This is a genomic window from Bordetella genomosp. 10, from assembly GCF_002261225.1.
In the GTDB taxonomy this organism is placed as follows: domain Bacteria; phylum Pseudomonadota; class Gammaproteobacteria; order Burkholderiales; family Burkholderiaceae_B; genus Bordetella_C.
The window spans coordinates 1,824,822-1,840,702 of sequence record NZ_NEVM01000005.1; the positions used below are offsets into that span (position 1 = coordinate 1,824,822).

General features: G+C 61.1%; 17 protein-coding genes and 2 pseudogenes. 14 read left to right on the plus strand and 5 right to left on the minus strand.

Annotation, left to right across the window (positions count from 1 at the left end; all coding sequences use genetic code 11):
• Positions 1-37: 37 nt before the first annotated feature.
• The 3 genes from CAL29_RS24210 to CAL29_RS32315 form a co-directional block, all read right to left on the minus strand.
• Positions 38-1,180: a mandelate racemase/muconate lactonizing enzyme family protein gene (locus tag CAL29_RS24210; RefSeq protein WP_094855487.1), complete on the minus strand. Its 1,143-nt coding sequence runs from the start codon at positions 1,178-1,180 to the stop codon at positions 38-40.
• Positions 1,181-1,310: 130 nt separating this feature from the next.
• A complete protein-coding gene (locus tag CAL29_RS24215) occupies positions 1,311-2,231 on the minus strand; it encodes a LysR family transcriptional regulator (RefSeq protein ID WP_179284162.1) in 921 nt (306 codons plus the stop codon).
• Between the two features lie 41 nt (positions 2,232-2,272).
• Complete coding sequence (locus CAL29_RS32315) at positions 2,273-2,581, minus strand: hypothetical protein (RefSeq protein WP_094855489.1); 309 nt, start codon at positions 2,579-2,581, stop codon at positions 2,273-2,275.
• Positions 2,582-3,046: 465 nt separating this feature from the next.
• On the opposite strand from CAL29_RS32315, the pseudogene CAL29_RS24225 reads away from it, so the two are divergent.
• From CAL29_RS24225 to CAL29_RS24275, 13 genes and pseudogenes are all read left to right on the plus strand, one after another.
• Positions 3,047-3,187 (plus strand): annotated as a pseudogene (locus CAL29_RS24225) (DUF1153 domain-containing protein); the annotation flags it as partial.
• A gap of 77 nt (positions 3,188-3,264) precedes the next feature.
• On the plus strand, positions 3,265-3,867 hold the full coding sequence (locus CAL29_RS32320; RefSeq protein ID WP_256977707.1) for a DDE-type integrase/transposase/recombinase: 603 nt from the start codon (positions 3,265-3,267) through the stop codon (positions 3,865-3,867).
• A gap of 3 nt (positions 3,868-3,870) precedes the next feature.
• Complete coding sequence (locus CAL29_RS31895) at positions 3,871-4,008, plus strand: integrase core domain-containing protein (RefSeq protein ID WP_218831894.1); 138 nt, start codon at positions 3,871-3,873, stop codon at positions 4,006-4,008.
• Between the two features lie 88 nt (positions 4,009-4,096).
• Positions 4,097-4,326: pseudogene (locus CAL29_RS32120) on the plus strand (tyrosine-type recombinase/integrase); the annotation flags it as partial.
• Positions 4,327-4,463: 137 nt separating this feature from the next.
• Positions 4,464-5,408: a TauD/TfdA dioxygenase family protein gene (locus CAL29_RS24235; protein WP_094855490.1), complete on the plus strand. Its 945-nt coding sequence runs from the start codon at positions 4,464-4,466 to the stop codon at positions 5,406-5,408.
• Positions 5,409-5,474: 66 nt separating this feature from the next.
• On the plus strand, positions 5,475-6,473 hold the full coding sequence (locus CAL29_RS24240; protein ID WP_094855491.1) for a Bug family tripartite tricarboxylate transporter substrate binding protein: 999 nt from the start codon (positions 5,475-5,477) through the stop codon (positions 6,471-6,473).
• 46 nt (positions 6,474-6,519) lie between these two features.
• Positions 6,520-7,365, plus strand: a complete 846-nt coding sequence (locus CAL29_RS24245) for a fumarylacetoacetate hydrolase family protein (protein ID WP_094855492.1) — start codon at positions 6,520-6,522, stop codon at positions 7,363-7,365.
• A gap of 36 nt (positions 7,366-7,401) precedes the next feature.
• The gene (locus CAL29_RS24250; RefSeq protein WP_094855493.1) at positions 7,402-8,595 is read left to right on the plus strand and encodes a mandelate racemase/muconate lactonizing enzyme family protein; all 1,194 of its coding nucleotides are present in this window, start codon (positions 7,402-7,404) and stop codon (positions 8,593-8,595) included.
• Positions 8,596-8,669: 74 nt separating this feature from the next.
• On the plus strand, positions 8,670-9,596 hold the full coding sequence (locus CAL29_RS24255; RefSeq protein WP_094855494.1) for a LysR family transcriptional regulator: 927 nt from the start codon (positions 8,670-8,672) through the stop codon (positions 9,594-9,596).
• A 13-nt stretch (positions 9,597-9,609) separates the two neighbouring features.
• Entirely contained in the window at positions 9,610-10,149 is a 540-nt protein-coding gene (locus CAL29_RS24260) for a nuclear transport factor 2 family protein (RefSeq protein WP_094855495.1), read from the plus strand.
• A gap of 57 nt (positions 10,150-10,206) precedes the next feature.
• Positions 10,207-10,734, plus strand: coding sequence for an AAA family ATPase (locus CAL29_RS24265; protein ID WP_094855496.1), 528 nt, complete (start codon positions 10,207-10,209; stop codon positions 10,732-10,734).
• A gap of 166 nt (positions 10,735-10,900) precedes the next feature.
• A complete protein-coding gene (locus CAL29_RS24270; RefSeq protein ID WP_179284163.1) occupies positions 10,901-11,677 on the plus strand; it encodes an enoyl-CoA hydratase/isomerase family protein in 777 nt (258 codons plus the stop codon).
• A 5-nt stretch (positions 11,678-11,682) separates the two neighbouring features.
• Positions 11,683-12,861: a CaiB/BaiF CoA transferase family protein gene (locus CAL29_RS24275; protein WP_094856886.1), complete on the plus strand. Its 1,179-nt coding sequence runs from the start codon at positions 11,683-11,685 to the stop codon at positions 12,859-12,861.
• Between the two features lie 113 nt (positions 12,862-12,974).
• On the opposite strand, the gene CAL29_RS24280 is transcribed toward CAL29_RS24275, so the two are convergent.
• Together CAL29_RS24280 and CAL29_RS24285 are read right to left on the minus strand one after the other, a co-directional pair.
• Positions 12,975-13,787, minus strand: coding sequence for an enoyl-CoA hydratase-related protein (locus CAL29_RS24280; RefSeq protein ID WP_179284164.1), 813 nt, complete (start codon positions 13,785-13,787; stop codon positions 12,975-12,977).
• Positions 13,788-13,812: 25 nt separating this feature from the next.
• Positions 13,813-14,781, minus strand: coding sequence for a Bug family tripartite tricarboxylate transporter substrate binding protein (locus tag CAL29_RS24285; RefSeq protein WP_094855499.1), 969 nt, complete (start codon positions 14,779-14,781; stop codon positions 13,813-13,815).
• Between the two features lie 129 nt (positions 14,782-14,910).
• Between CAL29_RS24285 and CAL29_RS24290 the strand changes: the two genes are divergently transcribed.
• Positions 14,911-15,795: an IclR family transcriptional regulator gene (locus tag CAL29_RS24290; protein ID WP_094855500.1), complete on the plus strand. Its 885-nt coding sequence runs from the start codon at positions 14,911-14,913 to the stop codon at positions 15,793-15,795.
• The last annotated feature ends 86 nt before the right edge of the window (positions 15,796-15,881 follow it).

The following is a 15,881-nucleotide window of genomic DNA, read 5'->3' on the forward strand; positions in this document are numbered from 1 at the left end:
CGCTCCTCATCAGGCGGACGCGGCGCACGGCTGGCCTTCAGATCGCGCCGGGCTGCGTATGCAGCACCGATACGCGGTCTACCACCTTGTATTCCTGGATCAGCCCTGGCTTGGGATTCAGCCCCAGCCCGGGTTCCTGCGATACGGTGAGCCAGCCGTCCTCCGGCTGCGGGACGTGCTCGAAGATGGCGTTGTAGGCCATCCACTTGTGGAAGTGGTATTCGACCAGCGCACCGTTGGCCAAGCCCGCCTGCAAGGCAATGTTGTGCGGGCCGCTGCCGTTGCCGTGGCTCAGGGGCCGGCTGAACGCCTGCGCCAGCATGCCGATGCGCAGGCCCGCCGTATAGCCGCCGTCATTGGTGACGTTGGGTTGCAGGATATCCACGGCCTCGTTGACGAGCAGGTCGCGCGCGGAATACTTGTGGTTCTCCGCGGCTGCGATGGGGATGGTCGTTCTTCCCCGCAACTCCCGCAGTTGGATTGGATCGTTTTCCAAGATGGGCTCTTCCAGGAAGCTGATATCCAGTTCCTTGGTCATTTCGCACAGGCGCGAGGCCTGCGCCAGCGTCATGCGCGCATTGCCGTCCATGCCGAGCTTGATGTCCGGCCCCACGGCCTCGCGCATGGCTTTCATGCGGATATAGTCGTCGGCGGGGTCGGGAACGCCCTGGCGGCCCACGGTGTTTTTGAGATGGCGATTGCCCAGCTTGACCAGGTGGGCGGCCTCGGCCGCGAGCTCCTCGGCGCTATACGGTTCAGAACTTCCGTAGGCCGCGCCATGCGTGACATAGACCTCGACCTTGTCGCGGGCGCCGCCCAGGAGCTGGTGCACCGGGACGCCCAGCGCCTTGCCCTTGATGTCCCACAGCGCGATATCCACCAGCGCCAGGGCGGAAAGATAGGCGCGCCCCATGAAGCGTATGACGGAGTGGCGGTGAAAGCGCGCAGTTACGCGCTCGATATTGCGCGGGTCCTCTCCGACCAGCAGAGGCGCGGCATGGCGATTGATGAAGTCGACGATGACCGGATGCGTATAGCCTCCCATCGAATAGCCAACCAGGCCGTTGTCGGTTTCGATTTCGACGATCAGCGCGTGCTCCACGTCGGGCTGCTTGCGGAATGGGGGAGGCTGTATGGGTATATTGGCCAGGTGATGCGCCTCGATGCGTGCGATCTTCATATTGCTCCGTCCTGTTTGGTCGCGGTCTTGACCGGACGAAGAATGAAGCAAGACCGGGGTAAAGAGAATCGCGATTTCCGCGACGATTCTTTAGGTTTTTGAATGAATGAGGCGCCGGCCGCCCGGGTCTTCAATCGTGTATGCGTTCCCGGATCAATTGCGCCAGGCGCGCGGCAGCCGGCAGCAATCGCCGGCCATGCGCGGTGACGATGGCGATCTGCCGGAATATCTCGGGCTCGACGATGCGTACGGCGCGCGTGGCGGGTGTGCGATTCCCCTTGATGACCGAGCGCGGCAGTATCGCCGTGCCCAGCCCCGCCTCGGCCATCGCGACAAGCGTCTGGCCCTGCGTGCATTCGTATTTGCTGTTCAGCCGCGCGTTGCTCCCCTGCAGCGCCTCCTCCAGCAAAAAGCGCGATGTCGTTCCCGATTTGTGCAGCAGCAAAGGCATCCCGGCAAGCTCCCGCATCGAAATGCCGCCGCGGCGGCGTGTGGCGGCATCGCGGTGCATCAAGGCCATGAGCGGGTCGTTGAGGATGACTTCGAACAACACGCCCGCTTGGGCATTGCCGACCTTGGGGCCGATGCCGAAGTCGACGTCGCCCTGCCGCACGGCCTCGCACAGCTCGTCGGAATGCAACTCGGTCAGATGGACCCGCACGGCCGGGTAGTCCTGCTCGAAAGACGCCAGGATGCGCGGCAACTGCGCTGCGGCGACGGTGGGCGAGCAGGCCAACCGGACGCGCCCCTGCTTCGGATCGGTGCATTCCTGGATATTGCGCAGGCCTTCGCCGATCTCAAGCATGGCGCTGCGGATGCCTGTGTACAGCTCCGCGCCCGCTGCAGTCAGATTCACGGACCGCGTCGTGCGGTGCAACAAGGGGGTGCCGAGTTGGGCTTCCAGTTGCTTGATCTGCGTGCTCACCGCTGACTGGGACCGATGCGTCTGCTCCGCAGCCTCGCGAAAGCTCAGGTTTTCCGCGACGAGCATGAAGGTTTGCAACAAGCGCAGGTTCAGATTCAGTACAGGAACGGAGGCTTCAGCGCGCATGGGTATACCTTTCATGGGGCGGCGGAGTGCGCGCGAAATACCTACGGCATCCGGCTCGCCGCGCACCTCGCGTCAGGGGACGTTATAGGCGGCATTGTGCCAGGAAGGGCCCAGGCTTTCGGCGCACGGCTGCCGACCCTCCGGTCCCAGCCGTCGAACAGGTCGGCCGCCACGATCTCGAAATCGTTGTACGCCGTGTGGGTGAAAGCGCCTCGCCCATTGCAGTCGCCCAGCGCCCAAATGCCCGGGACGTTTATCGCCACGCGCATCCCGGCGGCGTCCAGCCTGGCCGCGAGCGACGGTCCGGCCAGGCCGGCGCCGATGATGATAGCGTCGAACTTGCCAGGCATCCTGGATCGGGGCTAGGGACAAGGAATCGTTCGGCATTTAGGTTTCTCCTTGGGCCGTCTCGCCGCGGCGAGGCCTATGGATGAGGCATCGGGTACGGGCTCGCGCGCAATCAAGGGGCCTGTGAGTTCCCGTCTGAACTCGAAACTCGGATAGTCTTCTCCTTCGCGGTGCTACCAGCAGTACCCGGCGAATTGGGGGGGGTTCGGTGTCGAGGAACACTACGCATTGACTTGGGGCGCGGAGCCTGATTCCGCTGAACTAACCCCGGACAATCTTCCCGATGCAGTATTCACAACGTGACAGCTTTCCCATGTACATTCAACCGGTCGTTGCAACACACTAGAGGCTGCGCAAGCAGAAGGGGTGTTGAAAATGAAGCAGAGACCTCGAATCTACTACACGGAAAGTCAGAAGTGTATTGACCCAATGAAAACCTGCTCACGTCATAATCGAGGAAATTGACGATGAGCATGAAGATGGAAGACGACATCAAACGCTGGACAGCCAAGCGCAAGAGCGCGCTGGTGGTGGACATCATCCAGGGCAAGACCACGGTGGCCGAGGCGAGCCGTCAGTACGACCTGTCGCCGTCTGAGGACGAGAAGTGATCGAGATGATCCGCCAGGGACTGCAAGCCGACGGCATTACCGTCTCGATTGCCAAGCTGTGCCGCTGATTCGGAGTGCCGCGCCGCACGGTGTACTACAAGCCAGTGAAGTCAGCGCGGAAGATCGATCCGAAGTTCGTCGTGCCGATCAAGGCGATGATCGAGGAGTCGCCGTCGTTTGGGTACCGGACGGTTGCATACCTATTGGGATTCAATAAGAACACGGTGCAGCGCGTGTTCCAGTTGATGGGCTGGCAGGTTCGCAAGCGGCCGATTGGCTTGAGGCCTCGCATCCAAGCGTTGCCCTCGGTGGCAACGATGCACAATGAGCGCTGGTCCACGGATCTGTGCCGGGTGTGGGCGGGTCAGGACAGTTGGGCCACGCTGGCGTTGGTGATCGACTGCCACACGCACGAATTGCTAGGCTGGCACCTGTCGCGCAGCGGCAAGGCCCGCACTGTGGGCAGTGCCCTGGAGCATGCCCTGATAGCCCGCTTTGGAACATTGGGCCGCGTGCCGACGCCGTTCCTGCTGCGATCCGACAATGGCTTGGTTTTCACTTCGCGCAGCTATACAGCGCTCGTGCGTAGCTACGGTCTGCGACAGGAGTTCATCACACCGCATTGCCCCCAGCAGAACGGCATGGTCGAACAGGTGATCCGCACGCTCAAGGAGTAATGCGTGCATCGACACCGCTTCGAGACCATCCAGCATGCCAGCCGTGTGATCGGCGACTGGATACGCTTTTACAACGATAGGCGCCTCCACCAGGCGCTGGGAATGAAGACCCCGGCTGAAGCATTCGTATTAGTCGCTTAACCTGAGCAGGTTCTGATGGGTCAATAGAGGAACTCGAAGTGGCGCTCTCTGATTTAGGCGGCGGCTAAACCCAAGCACCCCAGCCCCCAACTCTCACCTACATCTGCCCGAATTGCCTGAGTTCCGTCAGAGACTCCGGCTCTACCCTCCCCCGACTGGCAGACCCAGCTTGGCGTCCGGCTACCGTTCCTGAGCAGAGTGCATACCGGCAAGCCGCGGCTGGCTGAAACCGGATACTTCGACCTCGATCGGAGCCTGTGGATCATCCCGCCACAGGTCGTCAAGCGGCCTCAGAACGAGCGGCACAAGTCCCGCAAACCGCTTGGAAAATACGTGTTCACTGTGGCGTAACCAGAAGCCAATGCGCTGAACCTCATCGGCGGCATGACGCCTTGATTATTGCAAACTATGCAATGCCGCGACGCCCGGATGAATAGGTATCGACACATGACGCGATGCTAGATTCCCTCCCATGTCGGATGGATGTATTCCATCCTCTAACAAAGGAGAGACTGATGGCATTTCAACTCCGTAAGATCGATAAACCTTTGGGCCACGAGATTCTTGGCGTGGACCTGCGCAATCTTAGTGACGAAGACTTTGAAAAAATCGACGCTGCATACCGCGAGTATGGGGTTGTCGTCATCCGCGACCAAAAGCTGACCCCTCAAGACCAGCTCAACTTCAGCCGCCGTTTCGGGGCCCTGGATCGTTTCGTCTTCGATCGATTCAACATGCCGGAAAACCCCGAGATATTCATCGTGTCGAACGTCATCGAAGAGGGACGCCCCATCGGCATGGAGGATGCCGGCCGGTACTGGCACAGCGACATGTGGTACGTCGCCAAGCCGCCGCGCGGGTCATTCCTCTACGCCCTGGAGGTCCCGCACGACGGCAGCCGTCCGCTGGGCGACACCTGCTTCGCCAGCACGCGATACGCCTATGAAACGTTGCCGGAAGATCTTCGCCAGCAAGTGGATTCCCTGCAAGCCGTGTTCAGCTCCAAGAAATACGGTGAATACGTCGGCCATACCGAAGAGAAGGCCAAGGACAATATTTACCTGAAGGATGTCGTGAAGGCCCGGGAGAAAATAAAGGACAACACGATCACGCATCCTCTCGTGCGCATCCATCCGATCACCGGCAAGAAATGCCTGCACGTCGTGCAAGGCGTCATCAGCGAAATCGTCGGCCTGCCGCCCGCCGAATCCGAAGCGCTGGTCGAAAAACTGGTCAACCACGCGATACGTCCGGAAGCCATCTACCGGCACCAGTGGCGTGTCGGCGACATCGTCATGTGGGACAACTATTCCGCCCTGCATCAGGCCAACGGCGACTTCAAGCTGCCGCAAAGGCGCCTGATGCATCGCACGACGCTGAGCGCGCCGCTGGCCGCCTGATGCGAAACCGCAGCCGTCGCCACGGCTGCGGAGCACGCGATAACCAAGAACGACGGAGACACCCAAATGAAGAGCTCGCTCGCGACCTTGAGCGGCTGGCTGCTCGGCATGGCATGCGCCTGTCTGATGCCAGCCGCGAATGCCGAAAATTCCACATTTCCCGATAAACCGGTCACGATGGTCGTGCCTTTTCCCGCCGGCGGTTCCGCGGACACAATCGCGCGCATGCTGGCGCGGCGCATGTCGCAGCGCTGGAACCAACCGGTCATTGTGATGAACCGGGCCGGCGCCGGCACCATTATCGGTCTGCAGACCATTGCCAAAGCGCCGCCGGATGGCTACACGATAGGCATGGACTCGATTTCGCACGTCGTGCAACCGGCCGTCCGGACGAACCTTCCCTACGATGCACTGAAGAGCTTTACGTTCATCTCGAAACTGGTCGACGCGCCGTTCGTCCTTACGATCAACTCGAAACTACCGATCCATTCCCTGCCGGAACTGGTCGACTACCTGCATCAAAAACCGGGCAAGTTGAATTACGCGTCGTTCGGCGTCGGATCGGCTGGCCATATCTTTTTTGAAATGTTGCTCCAGAGCGCGGGAGTCAAGGCGACTCATGTTCCCTACAAGGGAACCGGCGAAGCCACCATTGCACAGCTCAACGGCGACGCGCCGCTGATGTTCGACATGATCGTCTCCTCCCTGCCACACATCCACAACGGCGAATTGCGGCCGCTGCTGGTCACAACACCCGAACGCTCGCCCATGTTGCCGGATACGCCGACCGGCAAAGAGCTGGGGCTGAAGAATATGGACATGCCGACCTGGTTCGGCCTGATCGGACCGCAAGGGCTGCCGGTGGACGTGGTGAAGGAACTCAATGCAGCCGCCGCGCAAGCGCTCCAGGACCCGGCCATCGTCAAGGCCATCGACGAGCAGGGTCTAACTCCGAGGCCGACGACGCCCGAAGCATTCCGGGCCTTCGCGAAAAGTTCCATCGAAACCCTCAGCCACGCCACCGAAGTCGCGCACATCCCGAAACTGGACGCGTCCGGGGAATAGCAGCTTCGCAACACGCTCCTTCAGACACTCAACCTCAGGACATACCATGCGCCTAGTATCCTATCTCCACGTAGGCCGACCCGGTTTCGGCGTCGTTCAAGACGACCGAATCAAAGTTCTCTCCGATGGAGACACCACGCTGATGGACTTTCTGCGCGAGCCGGCGCTCCTGCGAACACTGGAAAGCTGCAAGCGCGAATTGCCGTTGGCCGACGTTACGCTGCTTCCGCCGATTCCGAATCCGGGAAAAATAATCTGTATCGGCCTGAACTATCACGAGCATGTCGCCGAGTCCGGCCGCACGGTGACACGGCATCCCTCGCTGTTCGCGCGCTATCCAGAGAGCCAGGTCGGCCACCTGTCGCCCATGGTGTCTCCGTTGGAATCGGACAAGCTGGACTATGAAGGGGAATTGGCTGTCATCATCGGCAAGGGCGGACGCCGCATCAAGGCCGAGCAGGCCATGGCGCATATCGCAGGCTACGCCTGCTACAACGACGGCAGCGTACGGGATTGGCAACACCACACCAGCCAATTCCTGGCCGGCAAGAGTTTTGTCGGCACAGGCGCGTTCGGCCCCTGGATGGTCACCGCCGACGAAATCGAAGATCCACGCCCGCTGCGCCTGCAAACGCGGCTCAATGGCCAGATCATGCAGGACGCCACGATCGACATGATGATCACCCCGATCCCGGAACAGATCGCATACATTTCGAGCATCATGCCGCTGGCGCCGGGAGATGTCATTGTGACGGGCACGCCAGGGGGCGTGGGCACCAAGCGCACCCCGCCCGTGTACCTGCGTGATGGCGACGTGGTGGAAGTCGAGATCGACCGAGTCGGCGTTCTGCGCAATCCGGTGCGGGCCGAGCAACGGGATGCGTCGGTCTGATTCCATATACACCGCAAACGCGGAGACCGCGAAAACATGAAGATCACGGGCTTGGAGCAATGGCACTGCGACGGTGGCTGGCGCACATTGTCATTTCTGAAGGTGACCACCGATGCCGGCCTGGTCGGCTGGTCCGAATTTCACGAAGGCACCGCGGCGCCCGGCCTGGGCGCCATCATCGCACGGCTCGGAGAGAAAATCCTCGGCCTGGATCCCCGCTGCGCCAATCGGATCGTGGCGGGATTGCAGGCAAGCGGCCGCGCCTTCACGGTGGGCCTGTTCGGCCAGGCGGTCGCCGCTATTGAAAATGCCTGCCTGGATATCCTGGCGCGCAGTCTCGACATACCCGTCCACGGCCTGTTCGGCGGCGCCCATCATCGGCAACTGCCCGTTTACTGGTCCCAGTGCGGCACCTTGCGCACGCGTCACGCACAGGTTCTCGGCGTTCCGCCGCTGGAAACGCTGGCCGACGTCGAGGCCCTGGGCCGCGAGGTCAAGCAACGCGGCTTCGGCGCCCTGAAGACGAATGTGCTGATACCGGATGCCTTCTCGACAACGGATTCGAAGCGGCTGACAAATTATCGACCCGGATTCGGGGATGGCCCGCAGCACCCCTCCCTGAATATGAGCCCTCGCCTGCTGGACGATCTCATTGCCCTGATGGAAGCTTTTCGGGCGGGCGCCGGACCGGACGTACGCCTGATGCTCGACTTGAATTTCAATTTCCGGCCCGAGGGTGTCAAGCGTATTGCGCGCGCACTGGAGCCCCTAGAGCTCGAATGGCTGGAGTGCGATCTGCGCAACGTGCAGGCGCTGACCGATTTGCGCAACAACACGTCGACCCCTATCGCATCCCTCGAGACGATGCTTGGGCGCCAGGCATTGCATCCGTACCTGAACGCTGTGGACGTGGCCATCATTGATCCGCAATGGAATGGCTATACCGAAGCAATGCAGATGGCGAGCCTGGCCGAGTTTCATGAGGTCAATGTCGCAAGCCACAACTACCACGGCCCGCTTTCGACCCTGATCGGCGTGCATTTCAGCGCGAGCATCCCGAACAGCCGATATGTCGAATGGGTTGTCGACCAGCCGGCCTGGTTGGCGGACCTGCTGGTGAATCCGCCCACCATCGTCAACGGCCTGGTGTCATTGCCGGACGGTGCCGGCTGGGGCTCCGACATCAATGAAGAGGTCCTGCGTGCCCATCCGCCGAAGAAGATCGGATAAGCGTCTGCTGGACGCCGCCTTGTAGACATTGCTGCCTATAATCCGGGCCGGGGCCACCCCAGCGGGAGACAGGAATGGTGCACGTCACGCGAGACAAATCAAAACTATCGTTCGAGCAGTTGGAACTGTTCGCGGCCGTCGTGCAATGCGGCAGCATATCAGCAGCAGCGCGCAATCTGCACATGTCGCCATCGCTTGCCGCACGCAAGATCGCCATCCTGGAAGCCGAGCTCGGCACAAGGGTATTTGACCGCACGACCCGTCGCGTTCATCTCACGGAATCAGGTCAGCGCGCGCTGCAATGGGCGCAGGATGTTCTGACCGGCTATGTTTCATTGACCGACGACTTGAATATCATGCAGCAGAAGTTATCGGGAACCTTGCGCATCGTCTCTAACGAATATTTGCTTACGTCTATTCTGCCAAAATTTATCGCCAATTTCTCGCGTACCTTTCCGGACGTCCGGTATACCTTGCGCATGACGGACACGCATGTCGCAAGCGAACAGCGAGACTTCGATCTTGCCATCTATTCTGGACATATCCGCGATTCCAGCCTGAAAGGAATCCGTATCCGCGACTATCGGCGCGTGCTTTGCGCCGCCCCGAGTTACATGAAACGCAGAGGCCGGCCCACTACCCTTGAGGCGCTGACAGAGCACGACTGCCTGACCCACGAACAGATCGAAGGCCAATGGACGTTTCGTAAGAATGGCCAGGTGCTGCAACAGCGCGTGAATTCGATCGCCACCAGCAGCAGCCATCTGCCACTGATCCAGCTTGCCGTAAACGGCATGGGCGTCGCGCAGATCAGCCGGGAGTCGATACGCCAGGAGCTCGCCGACGGAAAATTGGAGACCGTGCTGGACGATTATGAATGCCTGAACATCGATACGACGCAGCCCGCGACCTGGGTCGTGTATCCCGGCGAACGCAAGCTGGAACGAACGCGCGTATTCGTCTCCGAACTGACGCGATATCTTCGCAGCCTGCCCGCCTGAACCGGACGACCTCATGACTGATCTCAACGACCCGCGCCTTGTCGAATTGATGGACCGTTCCAGGATCGCGGATGTGATCCATTACTGGTGCCGCGCCATCGACCGGCTCGACTTCGATGCTATTCCCCGCTGCTTTCATCGAGACGGCATAGACGACCATGTTTTCTACCGTGGCGACATACCCGGCCTGGTCGAATGCCTGCGAAACCGGCACCGCGACATTTCATTCTCGGCGCATGCGGTTTCGAACATCCTGATCGAGTTCGAAAGCCACACACGGGCACGCGTGGAAAGCTACGTCAAAGTCACGCAACGGCGGCCGCAACCCGCCGTGGAGGGAGCGGAAGCCGATTCCCATGTATCCGAGGTCTATTGCCGCTATCTGGATATTTTTGAATGCCGCGAGGGTACTTGGGCGATCGCGCATCGCATGCTGGTCATAGACAGCGCGACGGAACATTTCGATCGGGAACCCGTTCACAGGCTTCCGCCCATGACGTCTCCCAACCGTGGGCGGCGCGACGGTGCCGATGCGGTGTATCGACGCACATAGGAAGAAGTATCCTCACTGCCCCCTCGTGGCAAGCCCATGATTACGCTGATCTAATCTATGCGTCTCGATGATCTTGGATCCCGCATCTGCATCATGGGGCCCTCCAATAGCGGCAAGTCCACCTTGGCAGCCGCGATCGGCCGGGCTCGGGGCTTGATGCCGATTCACCTGGACGTGCTCTACCATCTGCCGAACACGGACTGGCAACCCCGTCCGTACGAAGATTTCGTCGCCCTGCACGACGAAGCGATTGCTAAGACGGATTGGGTGATGGATGGCAACTATTCCCGCTGTCTACCCCAGCGGCTTGCACGTGCGACCGGATTCATACTGCTGGATGTTTCCAGCGCAACGAGCTTGTTGCGCTACTTGCGCCGATCATGGTTCGAGCGCGATCGTCGCGGGAATCTCGAAGGCGGCAAGGACAGCGTCAAATGGGCAATGATCCGTCATATCGCGATCACCACCCGAGAAAACCGTAAGCGCTACGACGAGATGTTTGCCCATGTCGACTTGCCAAAAATCAAGCTGTCATCGACGCGCGATCTCGCACGGTTCTACCGCCTGGAGCAGCTTGAGCGCTAAACGCGCAAAGCTTGACCAACCCGTGCCGAGAGATGGGGCAAGACCATCGTCCCGGTTTCGTTGCGTGAAACAGCCCTTCTTCGGAACGCGATAGACGCCTACCTTGTCGGTGAAACAACGCCCAAGGCCGAGCGACTCGGCCGGCGTTCCGAACAAGGGGCTCCGTGTGAATTCATCCAAGACGTACGCCAACCTGGCAGTCACCTCGAACGGCAATATATTTACGGTCACGCTGCACAGGCCTCCGGAAAACTTTCTCGACGAGGAGATGTTGATCGAACTCGTCGATGCCCTGGAAGACCTCGACGGCAACGATTCTTGCCGCGTGACGATACTGGCCTCCGAGGGGAAGCACTTTTGTGCCGGCGCCAACATCGCCAAACGACTCGCTGACGGCCAGCGGCGCGCAACGCACATCTACGGCCACGTCCCTCGCCTGGCCCGCATCCGCAAACCCATCGTCGCGTGCGTGCAGGGCGCCGCTGTCGGCGCCGGCCTGGGCCTCGCGTTAATGGCGGATTTCCGTGCCGCCACCGCCGGATCCCGATTCAGCGCGAACTTCAATCGGCAAGCCTATTCACCCGGCTTCGCCTTGACCTATACGTTGCCACGCGTGGTCGGCGTCCAGCGCGCATCCTGGCTGTTTTATTCAGGAGCGCGAATTGGCGGTGAAGAGGCGTTGCGAATCGGCCTGATCGACAGGCTGTCGACTTCGGCGCATCCCGGCGATGCGGCCGTCGAACTCGCGACGGAGCTTGCCCTCAGTGGCCCGCTGGCCGTCCAGGGAACAAGGGAGTTACTCCGCCAGCACTTCGCCGCGCGCGTCGAGGCTGCCATCGCGGAAGAAATGGCGCTGCAGGATCGACTTCGGGAAACCGACGATTATGTCGAAGGCGTTCAAGCGATGAAAGAACGCCGCTTGCCGAACTTTCAGGGGCGTTGATCTTCATGGGCATTCTATCCGGCATCACGATCCTGGACCTGTCGCGTATCTTCGCTGCCCCCTTCGCGACCCAGATGCTGTCCGATCTCGGCGCCAAGGTATGGAAGATCGAGTCTTTCGCGGGCGACGATTCCCGGCGCTGGGGCTCGCACGTTTTCGACGCCTATAACCGGGGCAAGAAAAGCCTGTCGCTGAATCTGAAGGACGTGCGCGCACAGGAGATTCTGCAACGGCTCGCGGCGAAATCGGATGTTTTCGTCGAGAACTTCAAGACAGGCGACATGGAGCGCTACGGGCTTTCGTACCCGCTATTGAGCCGGACGAATCCACGCCTTATCTACCTTTCCCTGACCGGTTTCGGAAATACCGGACCGCGCAGCGGCGATCCGGGATACGACACCGTGATCCAGGCGATGAGCGGAATCATGAGCCTAACCGGCGATGCCGGGGGACCACCGACGCGTGTCGGCGTGGCCTGGATCGACGTAATGTCCGGCCTGGTTTCCGTGATCGCCATTCTGAGCGCACTCGTTGAACGAGGCACGAGCGGCCACGGACAACATATCGACCTTTCGCTGTTCGACGTAGGCATGATGGCCTTGGCCGACGCCGCGCAGGCTTATCTGAAGCATGGCCAGGTACAACAGCGGGTCGGCAACGTCACGCGCAATATTTCTCCGGCGCAGGTCTTCCGGACTGCTGACGGGTGGATCGTCATCGCCATCGGAAACGACGCGCAGTTCGCCCGCCTTTGCCAGGTGCTGGGCTGTCCGGGGCTGACCGGGGATGCCAGATTCGCGTCGAACCCCGATCGCGTAAAACACCGGGATGAGCTGAACGAATACATCGTCCCTCTGTTCGCGCTCCATGATCGCGACCCGCTGCTCCAAAAGATGAAGGCAGCCAAAATCCCTGCCGGCCCGGTATTCAATATCGACGAGTCCGTAGGCGATCCCCAGTCCGTCGCTCGCGAGGCGATATGGTCCATCCCGGACGAAGCCGGGGCGATCGGCAAATATCTCGCCAACCCGCTGCGCCACCTGAGCCGTACACCCGCCAGCCCTTCAACCATCCCGCCGGATCTCGGCCAGCACACCTTCGAGGTCTTGAGCGAAGAACTCCAACTGGATGCCGCGGAGATTGACAAACTCGCGGAGGCAGGCGTGATTCAACTGCGCCGCTGAATCAAAACCTGCCAGCCGACTACAGCGCCGCCAAGCCGACCTGTTCAAGTCGATTGCATCGAACAGGCTGCCCGCCGTGAAGACGGACACCTCTATGCCCACCGGAGCCGCATTCATTTCCCGACCTTGGCGCGCTCCTGCTCGCGCTGCTTTTTACGCTCGATGAAATTCGATATGTACTGCTTCGGCTCGCCAGTGCGATAGGCATCGACGACGGCCTGGATCCCCGCCCGCGCGCCATCGGTCACCGACATGGTGGCCCAATCGAGAATCAACCTCTTCTGAAGCCGTACGGCCTGAGGGCCGCACGCGAGCAACGATGTCACCCACGCCTCGACCACGGCATCCAGCTCGGCATAAGGAACAAGCCGTTGCAGATACTGGATGCGGTACGCCTCGTCCGCGTCGATGTGGTCTCCCGTCAGCACCAGCTCGCACGCCTTTCCCCAGCCGATAAGCCGGGGCAGCACGGACGCCTCCATCCCAGACGGAAGCCCCATGCGCGTCTCCGGCATGCCGAATCTGGAATGCGTGGCGCCCACCCGCATGTCGGCGCAGGCGGCCAGTTCCATGCCGGAGCCGAAGCAAAAGCCATTAATCCGCGCGATGACCGGAACCGGAAAGGTGCGCACGGCGTCGCACATTCGATGCGTCGTATTGGACGACGCCTGCGCTTCCTCCAGATTGAAGGACGCGAGCTGCGGGAGATCCGTCCCGCCGATGAAAGACTTGTCCCCGGCGCCCGTGATAATCAGTACGCGCAGGGATTCGTCATAGCGCAACTTCGCGAGCGTATCGATGAAGCGGTTCTTGCCCGCCAGGCTGAGGCTGTTGCGCTTCTCCGGATTATTGAACGTCACCGTGGTGACCCTGCCCTCTTCACGTTCATCATGGCGGACAAGAATAAGATCTTGCGGATCCTGCATATATCTCTCCTGGAGCCTGCTCGGCTCATTGTTTGGGAACCTTGGCGACTTCGATGACATCGCCCCAGCGCTTTTGCTCCGAAGCGAGGAACTGCTTCAAGTGCCGCGGCGTGTGATCCACCGCCGTTACCGTCCCCAAGTCCTGGAGTTTGCGCGCCACATCCGGATCGGAAATCGCGGCAACCATCGCTTCGTTGAGCTTCGCGACGATATCGCCGGGCGTATGCTTGGGCGCGAACAGGGCGTACCAGACCGAAACGTCGAAATCCGGGAGTCCTGCCGCCGCCATGGTGGGCACACCCGGAAGCTGCGGAATGGGTTTCGGCGCCGCCACCGCAAGCGGAACGAGCGAGCCGTTCTTGATGAAGGGAAGCAGCGGAAACGACGTCGTCACCATGAAGTTGGTGCGGCCCACGATCAGATCCTGAATGGCCGGCGCCGCGCCCTGGTACGGAACGTGGACGGCATCCAGGCTCAACCGGGAAGCGAACCAGGCGGCGCAGAGCTGGTCCACGGACCCGATCCCCGAGGATCCATACAGATATTTGCCCGGAGACGCCTTTATCAGGGTTACCAAGTCGGCGGCGGAGTGAACATTCAGTGTCTTGCTGACGACCAGGACGAGCGGCGCGGCCCCGATCAGCCCGACGGGCGTGAGATCGGTACCGGCGTCATACGGCAAGGACTTGTAGAGCCCCGCCGAAATGGGGAGCGCGGACGTGGCGAGAAGAACGGTGTAACCATCCGGCGTGGCTTTCGCGACATACTGGTTTCCCACCACGCTGCCGGCGCCCGGCTTATTCTCCACGATCACGGATTGGCCCAGGTTTCGGCTCATGCCGGAGGCAATCAATCTCGCCACCGTGTCGGAGGGCCCCCCGGCGGCGAAGGGTGCTACGATCCGTATCACCCTGTCCGGAAAGCCTTGTTGAGACGCCGCCATGCCGGAAACCGGCAGCAGGCACGTGACGCAAAGCATCGCGCGCAGAATCATGATGTCTCCGTTTTCTCGTGTGTTTCAACCGATTCTAGGTGGGCGCAAGCAGGCGGGATTGGCGGTTTCACAGGGCGAGACGCTCCCGGCTGGCTGACGATCGAGTTTCATTTCGTGAAACCGGCGGGCATGAACCCGACCTTGGCGGGACACTACGGTGGCAAAGCGAAAAAAGGGGGCATCATGCGCACGATAGAAAGAGCGTTCGCGGTGATCAGCGCGTTCTCGCCCAGCACGCCGAGCCTTACCTTGCAGGAAATCGCGGACCATACCGATCTCCACAAGGCCACCGCGTTCCGCATCGTTCGTGCGCTGGAACGCCTGGGCTACCTCGTGCGCCTTCCGGACCTCCGGTACAGCCTCTCGCTGGGCTTCACGCGCCTTGCGGCCGTTGCGACCGAATCGCTCGACGTGCGGCGCCTGTTGCGCCCGGTGCTCGAAGATCTTGCCCGGTCGGCGGGAGAGAACGTCTCCCTCCATCGGATGCGCGGCGAATTGCGGCAATGCGTCGATATCGCATGGTCGAAGACTCCGCTGATAGACCTGGACAAGCCGAATGCATTGAGGCCGCTGACGATGGGCGCGGCATCCATCGTCCTGATGGCCTATATGGACGAAGGCCTGCTTGCCGACGTTATCGACGATGCAGCCAAAGCCGGCGAGTGCAGCATCGACGATTTTCAGTCGATCCTGGACACGACCCGAAAACAGGGATTCGCGGTCTCCCATGGCGCCGTCGTGAGATCCCTCACCGGCATTGCCGCGCCGATCTTCTGCGGCGATGGCATGGTCGATTACGTAATCGCCATCCTGAGCCCTACCAGCCGTCTCGCCGGCCGCGTGACGGACCTGATCGCGATGACCAAGTTCGCGGCGGCCAATGCATCCCAACGCCTCGGCGGCACCGGCGGGCTCAAGTACGCGATGCGCGGCTTGAAAATCCACGAGGAAACCCCGGCCACGGTATCCGTCCGGCCCGGCGCGTCAAGCAGCCTGATGGCGAATCGTCACTGACAGCCACGCCTTGGCCCAGTGGGATTTGGACGAGATACAATCTTGCCAATCCCATGACTCGCCCGTCCCGTTCCTGCGCGGGGACA